This is a genomic window from Ruegeria sp. BHSB058 (assembly GCF_059613285.1).
On the sequence record NZ_JBXWSF010000106.1, the window covers coordinates 1 to 11,010 of the forward strand.

An 11,010-nucleotide genomic window follows, 5' to 3' on the forward strand; every position below is an offset into this window, starting at 1 on the left:
GATACGGCCTTTTACGAACGCGCTTGGGGAGGCATCATCATCTTGCTTGTCTTCCTCGTCACCATGAACACCGTGGCCGTGATCCTTCGCCGCCGCTTTGAACGCCGCTGGTAAAAGGGGCACGATATGAAAGATTTGTCTCGCGTGGAGAGAGAAGTGGAAACGCAGGAACCCAAGATCACGGCAAAAAACGTTCAGGTCTACTATGGCGAAGCCCATGCCATCAAGGATGTGAGTGTCGAGATCGAGGACAAGACGGTGACGGCCTTCATCGGTCCGTCGGGCTGCGGCAAGTCCACCTTTCTGCGCTGCCTCAATCGAATGAACGACACAATCGACATCTGCCGCGTCGAAGGTGATATCCTGCTGGATGGCGAGGATATTTATGACAAGCGGGTCGATCCGGTTCAATTGCGCGCCAAGATCGGGATGGTGTTCCAGAAACCCAACCCTTTTCCCAAGTCGATCTATGACAATGTAGCTTACGGTCCCCGCATCCATGGCCTTGCAAAGAACAAGGCGGAACTGGATGAAATCGTGGAAAGATCCCTGCGTCGCGGGGCAATCTGGGATGAGGTCAAAGATCGTCTTGATGCCCCCGGAACCGGCCTGTCAGGGGGGCAGCAGCAACGTTTGTGCATTGCGCGCGCGGTTGCAACAGAACCCGAGGTTTTGTTGATGGACGAGCCGTGCTCGGCTTTGGATCCGATAGCAACAGCACAAGTCGAAGAACTGATCGACGAACTGCGTCAACGATATTCGGTGGTGATCGTGACCCATTCTATGCAACAGGCAGCCCGGGTCAGCCAGAAAACCGCTTTCTTCCACCTGGGTAATCTTGTGGAATTTGGTGAGACCGGTCAGATTTTCACCAACCCGATTGATCCCCGAACCGAAAGCTACATCACTGGCCGGATCGGCTGAAGACGAGAAAAAAACATGACGGAACAGCATATTACTTCAGTTTACGACCGCGATCTCGAAGCCGTTCAAGCGCATATCATGAAGATGGGTGGCTTGGTGGAGGCCGCAATCATGGGCGCAGCCAGATCTCTGGAAGCGCGTGATGAAGAATTGGCGCAACAAGTGCGCAAGGATGACAAGGCAATCGACGAGCTCGAAGAACTGATCAACGAAGAAACGGCCCGCTTGATTGCGCTGCGCTCTCCGACAGCCGGGGATCTGAGGTTGGTGTTGTCCGTCCTGAAGGTCTCGGCAAATCTCGAACGAATTGGTGACTACGCCAAGAACATCGCCAAGCGAACAACCGTTCTTGTGGACGCGGCGGAGGTGAACGGCAGCGCTTCGGCACTGCGCCGGATGGCGCGTGAGGTTGAACACATGCTGCGCGATGCCCTGGATGCCTATATCCAGCGCGATCCGGAACTGGCAAACGATGTGATAGAGCGCGACCATGATGTTGACCAGATGTACAATGGCCTGTTTCGTGAATTGCTTACCTTCATGGCCGAAGATCCCCGCAGTATTTCTGCATGCATGCATCTGCATTTCATCGCCAAAAACATCGAACGAATGGGCGATCATGTGACCGCAATCGCCGAGCAAGTGGTTTACTTGGTAACCGGCAGTCGCCCGACCGAGGCCCGGCCCAAGGCCGACACAACCTCGCAGACGATCTGAGGGAGGCTGACATGCCCACCGATCAACCGACGGTTCTGGTTGTAGAGGATGAGCCTGCGCAGCGCGAGGTTCTGGCCTATAATCTTGAGGCCGAGGGCTTTCGCGTTTCCCGCGCAGCCAATGGGGAAGAGGCCCTGTTGCTGGTCGACGAAGACAGCCCGGACATTATCGTTCTCGACTGGATGATGCCCAACCTGAGCGGCATCGAAGTGTGCCGCCGTTTGAAAACGCGGCCCGAAACGCGATCGATACCGATCATCATGCTGTCGGCGCGCTCGGAAGAGGTGGACAAGGTGCGCGGATTGGAAACTGGCGCGGATGATTATGTTGTCAAACCTTATTCTGTTGTCGAATTGATGGCGCGGGTCCGCAGTCAACTCAGGAGGGTGCGACCTTCGACTGTTGGTGTTAAATTGGAATATGACGACATCGTACTGGATGCGGAAACCCACAAGGTCAGTCGAGGGGACAAGGCCCTGAAACTTGGGCCAACAGAGTTTCGACTGCTCAGCACATTCATGGAAAAGCCGGGTCGGGTCTGGAGTCGCGAACAATTGTTGGATCGGGTTTGGGGGCGCGACATCTTTGTCGACACCAGAACCGTTGACGTTCATATCGGGCGTTTGCGCAAGGCGTTGATGCAACATGGAGGAACGGACCCGTTGCGAACCGTTCGTGGGACAGGGTACGCGCTGGGTTAGCGCGGCAAGGTTTCTTCAGGTTCGACTTGCCCTGCCAACCAGTGCCGAAACTCGCGCAGTGACGGATCAGTCGACTTCGATATCGGCCAGACAAGGTAATAGGCTCCGACGGTCTCCACCGCATCGGGATAGGCTGCAACCAGACGACCCGTGGCAAGATCCTGTTCCACCAGGTAGCTGGGAAGCAGCGCCACGCCCAAGCCGTGAATTGCCGCCTGTATAATCGTTGCAAACTGGTCGTGGATAGTGCCGTTTAGCGGAGCTTTGCGATCAACTCCCATCTGAGTGAACCAATCCTGCCAAGCGCGTGGCCTCGTTTGAATGTGCAAAAGCGGATAACGCAACAAACCTTCGGCGACTTTCGGTGCACCATTTGGCATGAGACCGGGCGCACAAACGGGCAGAACGCGTTCAGTCTTCAATAGCAGCCGCTCTGTTCCGAGCCAGTCAGGTTCACCAAAATGCAATGCGGCATCAAAGGCTTCGGTGGCGAAGTTGAAAGGGCGAAGCCGGGTTGACATGTTGATTGTAATTTCGGGGTGACGCCTCGCGAAGTCAGGAAGACGCGGCATGAGCCACCGCATTCCAAAGGTCGGAAGTATGGCAAGGTTCAGAGTTCCTCCAACTGGCGCGACATGCAGGCGCAACGAGGCTTGCGCGATCTGGTTCAGGGCTTCGCGAATTTCCTGAACATAGGTTTGTGCCGTGGACGTCAACGTTAGCCGTTTCTTGTCTCTCCGGATCAGTTCCACACCCAGTTGTGTCTCGAGAGATTGCAACTGTCTGCTGATGGCACTTTGAGTCAAAGTCAATTCTTCGGCAACAGCGGAAGCAGATCCGAGGCGGTCCAAGGCTTCCAATGCGCGAAGCGCGGTGATTGATGGAAATAGTCTACGTGGCATGTCCATGTATGCGTTTTTGTCATATAAACATGTAAAAGTATCGCTGTTTTTTGCGAAAATCGCAGAGTAGGGTTCGCGCAATCAGAAATTTGGAGAAGTGCCATGAATGCTCCGACGACGAAACCGACCCTACGAGCCAAGGACGCGCCCGATCTTGGAACCTTTGCATGGGAGGATCCTTTTCGCTTATCCGATCAACTGACTGAAGAAGAACGGATGATTGCCGACAGCGCACGGTTCTATGCGCAGGAAAAACTACAGCCACGTGTGACAGATGCCTTCCAGAACGAGCTAACCGATCCGGAAATCTTTCGGGAAATGGGCGAAATGGGCCTGTTGGGCACCACGATTCCCGAAGAATACGGCGGCATAGGCGCCGGCTATGTCGCTTATGGCCTTGTGGCGCGCGAGGTTGAACGGGTCGATTCCGGTTACCGATCCATGATGTCGGTGCAAAGCTCGCTGGTGATGTATCCAATTTACGCCTATGGCAGCGAAGAACAGCGCAGGAAGTACTTACCCAAATTGGCCAGCGGCGAGTGGATCGGGTGCTTCGGCTTGACCGAGCCTGACGCTGGAAGTGATCCTGCCAGTATGAAAACTAGGGCCGAGAAAATCGAAGGCGGCTACCGTTTGACCGGCAGCAAAATGTGGATTTCCAATGCTCCGATCGCGGATGTTTTTGTGGTCTGGGCTAAGTCCGATGCACATGATGGCAAGATCCGCGGATTCGTTCTGGACAAGGGCATAAAGGGACTGAGCGCCCCGAAAATCCAGAACAAACTCAGCCTGCGTGCATCTATCACGGGGGAAATCGTGCTTGATGGTGCCGAAGTAGGTGAAGATGCTCTGCTTCCATATGTTCAGGGCCTCAAAGGTCCCTTCGGTTGCCTAAATCGGGCGCGCTATGGAATTAGTTGGGGTGTAATGGGGGCAGCCGAGCACTGCTGGCATTCGGCCCGGCAATACGGCCTTGATCGTCATCAGTTCAATCGTCCGTTGGCACAGACACAGTTGTTCCAGCGAAAGCTGGCGGATATGCAGACCGAGATTGCATTGGGCATTCAGGCCAGCCTTCGGGTCGGGCGGCTGATGGACGAAGCGAATGCGGCGCCCGAAATGATTTCGATAATCAAGCGCAATAATTGCGGCAAGGCCCTGGAGATTGCGCGCATGGCGAGGGACATGCACGGTGGCAACGGAATCTCGCTGGAATTTCAGGTCATTCGCCACATGGTCAATCTTGAAACCGTGAACACCTACGAAGGTACTCATGATGTACATGCGTTGATTCTCGGGCGCGCGCAAACCGGGTTGCAGGCGTTCTATTGAAAGATAGTTGTGGGCGATATGTGAACCGCGACTGCTATTGGCGTTCGGGGTAGGGGCATTCGCCCATCTCTTTCATCCTCTTTTCTCTGAACACCTCTGTTGGTGTCTTCCATACACGGCATTTCCTGGGGGTTGCATTGAGGCGGTCGCAGAGCATTTTCAATTCATGATCTGAGACCGCCGTGATGTCGCGCTTGCGGGGCAACCATCTTCGCGCCCAGCGATTGGTGTTCTCGACGGTGCTTTTCTGCCAGGGGGGAAGACGGATCGCAGAACCACGTTTGTGTTCCGATCTCAGCGTGGAAATGGGGCCAGCTGACGAACTCCGTTCCTCGATCAAAGGTGACGGACTTGCGCGCCACGTGAGAGAGGTCGCGTATTGCTTTTATGATTTTTCCCATGACAGACTTCGTGCGTTTGTTCGGATTCTTCAGAAGCACCGTGAATCGGCTGACCCGCTCGACAAGCGAGGTTACATTTGATTGCCCAAAGCGCTGTTTAAACAGTACAAGGCCAGCCTCCCAGTGACCGAACTGACGGCGGTGCGCGGCGTCGTCCGGTCGAAACAGGATGCTCACATCACGATCGAACCTTGGAGCCTAGCGCTTTCTGGCACGGCGTGGGCGACGAGACTTGCGATACTGGGGCAGGAACCACCAGAGCTCCTGCGCCAAACCTTCGTTGGAATAGATGTGCCGACAGATCGTTTCCTGACACACGCGCATTTTTGCACCTTCGTGGATCATCCGATTGCCGATCTGCTCAGGTGTCCATCCTTGTTTGAGGCGGGCGATGACTCGCTTACTGAGATCGGGGCGTCGGATCAGCTTGCGCTGCACGCACGGATCGACGTTTCTGAGTTTGTAAACGAGCCGCATGACCAAAATATCCCGCGTACTTCTTGGGGAACGCATCATCGGCCCAGAAATTACGTTTGATCTCGCGAAAAATCGTCGATTTGTGGCGCTTCACGCGCGCCATCTCCCGAACGGGCACCTTTGCGTGCCACCAGTTCTCGATTTTGCGACGTTCTTGCAGTGATAGTTGCGTGTAAACGGCCCCCATGCCATGATCTTCTATTAGATAACGAATTGTTTTTTATAGGATTCTCACTTCAGGGTAGCGCGCTCCCGGGTACATGTAGAAAACGTGTAATTGGTATTATGTAATTTATAATCCTGTAAGCGACATGCCCTAGCAAACTCCGTATGTTGCGTGGACGAACGGAACAGTTGGACCTCGACTCAACCAGATCGCCGAGGAAGTGTAGGATCTAAAGAACGAAATTTTCGTCCTATCGGGTGCTGCATCACGGATTGGAGAAGTACTGGCAGAACAGTCTAGCAAGGAAGACCGCATCATTGAGTCCGAAGCGGTGGTGAACACTTGCGTTGAAGCAATACAAAACAACGGTCCTTGGTTCTGCCGCATCCTCAGGTTGGCGATTACATGCGCATGAAGGTCGAAGACTATGGCCGTTGGATCAGAGGGATGAAAAATCTAAATCAAATATCCAGTGGCCAGAGCTAAACCTTTGGGCGTCTCATCAAACCTTCCTGTGCGACGGAGGCGACCAGAATTCCGTCTTCTGTATAAATGGAACCGCGATTGAAGCTTCGCCCCTGCCCCGTCCACGGCGCGTCCATTGAATACTGATGCCAGTTTTCGATCTGAACTGGAGCGTGAAACCACATCGCATGGTCCAGACTTGCGCCGTTCACCTGCCGTTTGAACCAACTCAGTCCATGAGGTCGAAGACCAGAACTCAAAAGCGCCATATCCGACGCGTAGGTCAACAGAAGATGTTGGGTTTTCGCGTCCTCACCTGCTGCTGCCCGCATTCGAAACCAAAGGTGGTTGCGGTCGTCGCTGGGTTCGGGATCAAAAAGGTCCAGCGGATCGACTTCTCGAACCTCGATTGGGCGCTCCCTTAGGAATTCCGAGCGGTATTTTTCGGTTACCTTGCCGAGATACTTCTGCCGCAACTCATCCCGCGAAGGATGGTCGTTTGGTTTTCCGGCATTGGGCATAGGGTGTTGGTGAGTCCAGCCGCTGTCTTTGACATGGAATGACGTCGACATATTGAGAATTTGTTTTCCGTGCTGAATTGCGACCACGCGACGGGTCGTGAACGAACCACCATCTCGAGCGCGATCCACCTGATAAACGACAGGAATACTGGGATCTCCAGGCCGTATAAAGTATGCATGCAGAGAATGGCACAGCCGGTCATCCACCGTTCTGTAAGCTGCCGACAATGCCTGTGCGACTACCTGCCCGCCGTAGATCCGAGTCGGTGTTTCACCGCCCGATCCCGGTCCGCGAAAGAGATCGACTTCCAACCTTTCCAAATTCAAAAGATCGAGCAGGATCTTTTCCGCGTCCGTCATTTCCTTACACCTTGAATTTAAACAATGTATCACAGCATGCTACGTCTTGTTCTTTGCCTCTCAGCCGAGCAATGCCCCATGGACAAGCGCTTTGAGTTCGGCGCGGGACGGATAGGAACTGGAAGGTGAGAGCTGAGTGAAAAAGACCACGCTCAGGTCGTGAACCCGATCCAACCAGAAAAATGTCGATGCCATTCCACCCCAACTGTAATCACCCACCGACCCGATCGTGCCTGACCGCGCGGCATCAAGAACAACACCGCCTCCGATGCCAAATCCCAGCCCCTTCATGGGCTGTTCCGCAAAGCTGCTTGGCCCCATCGAGGCAATGTCGCCGGCCAGATGGTTGCGCATCATGAAATCTACCGTGCTGGAGCCAAGCAAACGATTGCCGTTACTTTCACCTTTTCGTCGCAGCATATCTACAAAGCGATGATAGTCATCAATCGTACCCACGAGGCCACCACCGCCGGAGAACATGGTGGCATGTTCGAATGGTGATCCTCCGTCCTCGTCAACTAACCTCAATGTTTCTCCACCGGATTTCGCGTCATTAAGCGCCATGGCATCACCAGACAGTGGAGTATAGAGCGAGGCAAATCGGTTTTCCGCTCCGGCAGGAACCGAAAACGCAGTCTCAGTCATGCCCAGAAGGTCAAAGATTTGCTGTTTGAAGAAGCAATCCAGACTTTTTCCCGAAACAACTTCGATCACGCGCCCCAGAACATCGATCGAAACCGAGTATTCCCACCTTGTGCCCGGCTGAAAGGCCAAGGGCAGTTCGGCGACTTGTTGAACCATATCAGCCAAAACGCCTTGTGTGGGCTTGAACATTATATCCTGCTTATCCATGGCCTTTGGTAAAACGCCTGGATTGAATGGGTAACTCAGGCCGCTGGTGTGTGTCAGCAAGTGATGCAGGGTTGGCGTGGTGGTTGGTTCGACTTGGTCAATCCGCTCGGCGCCGGCAACCAACGCATGCAAATTGCTGAATTCAGGCAAAAACTCCGAGATTGGCGCGCCCAAGTGAAAAAGACCCTGTTCAGCCAGCATCATTATGGCGACCGAGGTGATAGGCTTGGTCATCGAATAAAGGCGAACAACTGTGTCACGTTTGAATGGCAGGCTCTGTTCAAGATCTCGCAAGCCGCAGGCGTTGAAAAATACCTCCTCTCCGTGCCGATGGATCAGAACCGAACTGCCGGGATATTTGCGTTCATTGACATAGCGTTGCATCCATTCGCCGATTCGATTTAACCGCCCGGGATCCACCCCTTGTTTTGTAGCGCCGTTCATCGCGGTTCTCCTCTCCAACCCCAATCGTTGAATGTTGTTAGCGATCCGGAATCCAATATTTGATGGGACAACTAACCGATCATTCGATTCATCGCCGCTCTGGTTTCTTCATTGAACCAGCCACCTTCTGGTGCATTCGCGCCGTTGGCCATTCGGCTGCGGATCAGATCAATTGTGCCTTGACGGATCTGTCGTTTCACCGAGGCATAGGTTTTCGGCGGAATAGCTGCCAGTTTTTTGGCTTCGCCTATGGCCCGGTTCAGGACATCGTCGTCGACGACATCGATCACACCGAAGCGCAAGGCCGTCTCGGAGTTCATCGGCTGACCCGTCAGCATCAATCGTCTGAGCGTATTGGGATCGAGTGTCGCGCGCGCGATTTCAAGCGGACCTGCGGGGAAATCCGCACCAACTCGCACCTCTGCAAGGCCAAGCGTCGCTCGTGCAGCAGCAACGCGAAAATCCGAGGCAAGTACAAAAAACATTCCACCAGCTATTGCTGCTCCGTTCACGGCACTCACTGTGGGTTTTCGACATTCGAATAATGAGAGAAACCCAACGTTCAGACCTTCGACAATTTCATTCTGCTCTTGAATGTCGAAATTTTTCGCCTCCTTCAGATCAAGTCCAGCCGAGAACACCCTGAATGTGCTGGACAAAACGATAGCTCGAACTTCGTCGTTCTGCTCCATTTCCTTTATCTGCTCTGAGAACGCCATTAGAAACTCTGCGCTTAGCGCGTTTACCGGCCCACGCCTAAGAACTAACTCTACAATACCGCCATCGTGCTCTCTGAGTTCCAGAAAATCGCTCATCTCGTCTTTCTCCTTGCGCATTTCCAGATAGCATCCGAACAAATCGACGAAACCTCAGATTTTTGCGCGCGGATCCTTCATTGCGACACCAGGTCAATCTGAACGGCCAAGCGCAGTCAGACCATGCTGGGCAAACATTGGAACATATTGGCCGAGTTGCCTCGCCCGTTCAGGATTGGAGGCATTTCCTTCCAACGCGCGCCGATAGACCCCTTGAAGTATCCCTGCCATTCGGAAGAAGTTAAAAGCAAGGTAAAACCCAAAATTTTCAATTCCTCTCAACCCCCGTCGCTGACAATATCGAGCCACAAACTCGTCATCCGACGGCAATCCTAGTGCTGCGCGATCAACCCCGGCCAAACCCCGCCCCTCTTGCCCCGGCGGCATTTGCCATTGCATGATGACAGCGGCAAGATCGGCGTAAGGGTGCCCTATGGTTGACAGTTCCCAATCCAGAACACCCAGACAGTTTGTTCCTTCTTTTTCAAAGATCATGTTGTCGATCCGGTAATCGCCATGCACAAGTGTCCGTTGCCCATCGTTGGTGGGTAAATTTCGTTGTAGCGCTTCAATCAACCTATCCATTTCGGGAATCGTTTCGGTTTCCGAAGCCCTGTATTGAGTGCTCCAGCGACCGATCTGTCTTTCAAAATAATCGCCAGAAGGGCCAAAATTGCCAAGACCCACGGCATCAACATTGACCATATGCAATTCAGCAAGCACCCGGTTCATTTCGTCAATGACCGCGCTGCGCGTCTCTTTCGTTTCACCTGCCATTGTCGGTTCAAAAAAGTTCCGACCTTCAAGATATTCCATCACATAAAACATTGAACCGATGACGCTTTCGTCCTCGCACAACAAATACATCTGCGCGACCGGCACCTTCGACCCCGCCAATGATTTTTGCACGCGATACTCACGGTCGACGGCATGGGCGGATTTCAACAAAATCCCGGGGGGTTTGCGACGCAGTACATAGTTTTGCTCAGGCGTCTTCAGCAAATACGTCGGGTTTGACTGTCCAACTTCAAATTTTTCGCACAGCAGAGGACCCTGATATCCTGACAGATGAACGCTCAGATAGGCGTCCACTGCGTTGAGGTCGAGTGCAAGTGGCTGTTCACTCATCACGCCCTATTATCCTTCACTCCACAAACTCGGTTGCTAGTTTTGCTCCGGCACTCCGATATTCAACACTAATCCGGTCGACGAGTTCGGCGGTCGAAACAACCTCCGAGACGTTGCCGATCCCCTGCCCCGACCCCCAGATTTCCTTCCAGGCTTTAGGCTTGGAGGAACCCTGACTGAAATTCATCGCCGTTGCGTCAGCCGAGGGCAGATTGTCGGGGTCCAGTCCGGCGCGCTGGATCGACGCTTTCAGATAGTTCCCGTGAACCCCGGTAAACAGTGACGAATAAACGATGTCTTCGGCACTGCTATCGACGATCATTTCTTTGTAATCCATCCCTGCATTGGCTTCGTGCGTTGCGATGAAGGGTGAGCCAACATATCCGAAATCGGCGCCCATCGCACGGGCTGCCAACAACGACTCTCCACAGGCGATCGCGCCAGACAAGGCCACAGGCCCGTCAAACCATGCGCGAATTTCTCGGATTAGCGCCATAGGAGACTGTTGCCCGGCGTGCCCACCAGCCCCGGCGGCAACGGCTATCAATCCATCGGCACCTTTGTCGATCGCCTTTCTGGCAAAGGTGTTATTGATGACATCGTGCAGAACCACGCCACCACAACCATGGGCGGCCTCGTTGACATCTACACGCGCACCCAGCGAGGTGATCCAGACCGGGACTTTCCAGCGGGCGCAAATCTCCAGATCCCGCTCCAGCCTTTTGTTGGAACGATGCACGATTTGATTGACCGCGAAAGGCGCGGCCGGTCTGTCGGGGTTGGCTTGGTTGTGGCGATCCAGTTC

The 11,010-nt window shown here is 53.9% G+C and carries 10 protein-coding genes and 1 pseudogene; 4 read left to right on the forward strand and 7 right to left on the reverse strand.

Annotation, left to right across the window (positions count from 1 at the left end; translation table 11 throughout):
* Nucleotides 1–126: 126 nt before the first annotated feature.
* From pstB to phoB, 3 genes are read left to right on the forward strand one after another with little or no spacing between them, the layout of a single operon-like run.
* Nucleotides 127–924, forward strand: a complete 798-nt coding sequence (gene pstB, locus AC2FNB_RS18945) for a phosphate ABC transporter ATP-binding protein PstB (RefSeq protein WP_496748405.1) — start codon at nt 127–129, stop codon at nt 922–924.
* A 15-nt stretch (nt 925–939) separates the two neighbouring features.
* On the forward strand, nt 940–1,641 hold the full coding sequence (gene phoU / locus AC2FNB_RS18950; RefSeq protein ID WP_496748406.1) for a phosphate signaling complex protein PhoU: 702 nt from the start codon (nt 940–942) through the stop codon (nt 1,639–1,641).
* 11 nt (nt 1,642–1,652) lie between these two features.
* Nucleotides 1,653–2,342, forward strand: coding sequence for a phosphate regulon transcriptional regulator PhoB (gene phoB / locus AC2FNB_RS18955; RefSeq protein WP_480751406.1), 690 nt, complete (start codon nt 1,653–1,655; stop codon nt 2,340–2,342).
* On the opposite strand, the gene AC2FNB_RS18960 is transcribed toward phoB, so the two are convergent.
* Nucleotides 2,339–3,250, reverse strand: a complete 912-nt coding sequence (locus tag AC2FNB_RS18960) for a LysR substrate-binding domain-containing protein (protein WP_496748412.1) — start codon at nt 3,248–3,250, stop codon at nt 2,339–2,341. The genes phoB and AC2FNB_RS18960 overlap by 4 nt on opposite strands.
* Nucleotides 3,251–3,346: 96 nt before the next feature.
* On the opposite strand from AC2FNB_RS18960, the gene AC2FNB_RS18965 reads away from it, so the two are divergent.
* Nucleotides 3,347–4,576 (forward strand): acyl-CoA dehydrogenase, encoded by a 1,230-nt coding sequence (locus AC2FNB_RS18965; RefSeq protein WP_496748407.1) that lies wholly within the window; start codon nt 3,347–3,349, stop codon nt 4,574–4,576.
* A 34-nt stretch (nt 4,577–4,610) separates the two neighbouring features.
* On the opposite strand, the pseudogene AC2FNB_RS18970 reads toward AC2FNB_RS18965, so the two are convergent.
* The 6 genes and pseudogenes from AC2FNB_RS18970 to AC2FNB_RS18995 all read right to left on the reverse strand — a co-directional run.
* Nucleotides 4,611–5,641 (reverse strand): annotated as a pseudogene (locus AC2FNB_RS18970) (IS30 family transposase).
* A 461-nt stretch (nt 5,642–6,102) separates the two neighbouring features.
* On the reverse strand, nt 6,103–6,966 hold the full coding sequence (locus AC2FNB_RS18975) for an acyl-CoA thioesterase (protein ID WP_480751410.1): 864 nt from the start codon (nt 6,964–6,966) through the stop codon (nt 6,103–6,105).
* Between the two features lie 60 nt (nt 6,967–7,026).
* Complete coding sequence (locus tag AC2FNB_RS18980) at nt 7,027–8,262, reverse strand: serine hydrolase domain-containing protein (protein ID WP_496748408.1); 1,236 nt, start codon at nt 8,260–8,262, stop codon at nt 7,027–7,029.
* A 71-nt stretch (nt 8,263–8,333) separates the two neighbouring features.
* A complete protein-coding gene (locus AC2FNB_RS18985; protein WP_496748409.1) occupies nt 8,334–9,077 on the reverse strand; it encodes an enoyl-CoA hydratase/isomerase family protein in 744 nt (247 codons plus the stop codon).
* Between the two features lie 93 nt (nt 9,078–9,170).
* The gene (locus AC2FNB_RS18990; RefSeq protein ID WP_496748410.1) at nt 9,171–10,205 is read right to left on the reverse strand and encodes a phosphotransferase family protein; all 1,035 of its coding nucleotides are present in this window, start codon (nt 10,203–10,205) and stop codon (nt 9,171–9,173) included.
* A 16-nt stretch (nt 10,206–10,221) separates the two neighbouring features.
* Nucleotides 10,222–11,010, reverse strand: a 789-nt coding sequence (locus AC2FNB_RS18995) for an NAD(P)H-dependent flavin oxidoreductase (protein WP_496748411.1), incomplete at its 5' end; no start/stop codon positions are given.

What these genes read in the sequence shown, in the direction of transcription:
- AC2FNB_RS18975 (WP_480751410.1), bottom strand. Translation starts at nt 6,966, where the DNA reads ATGACGGACGCGGAAAAGATCCTGCTCGATCTTTTGAATTTGGAAAGG.
- AC2FNB_RS18980 (WP_496748408.1), bottom strand. Translation starts at nt 8,262, where the DNA reads ATGAACGGCGCTACAAAACAAGGGGTGGATCCCGGGCGGTTAAATCGA.
- phoB (WP_480751406.1), top strand. Translation starts at nt 1,653, where the DNA reads ATGCCCACCGATCAACCGACGGTTCTGGTTGTAGAGGATGAGCCTGCG.
- pstB (WP_496748405.1), top strand. Translation starts at nt 127, where the DNA reads ATGAAAGATTTGTCTCGCGTGGAGAGAGAAGTGGAAACGCAGGAACCC.
- AC2FNB_RS18965 (WP_496748407.1), top strand. Translation starts at nt 3,347, where the DNA reads ATGAATGCTCCGACGACGAAACCGACCCTACGAGCCAAGGACGCGCCC.
- AC2FNB_RS18990 (WP_496748410.1), bottom strand. Translation starts at nt 10,205, where the DNA reads ATGAGTGAACAGCCACTTGCACTCGACCTCAACGCAGTGGACGCCTAT.
- phoU (WP_496748406.1), top strand. Translation starts at nt 940, where the DNA reads ATGACGGAACAGCATATTACTTCAGTTTACGACCGCGATCTCGAAGCC.
- AC2FNB_RS18985 (WP_496748409.1), bottom strand. Translation starts at nt 9,077, where the DNA reads ATGAGCGATTTTCTGGAACTCAGAGAGCACGATGGCGGTATTGTAGAG.
- AC2FNB_RS18960 (WP_496748412.1), bottom strand. Translation starts at nt 3,250, where the DNA reads ATGGACATGCCACGTAGACTATTTCCATCAATCACCGCGCTTCGCGCA.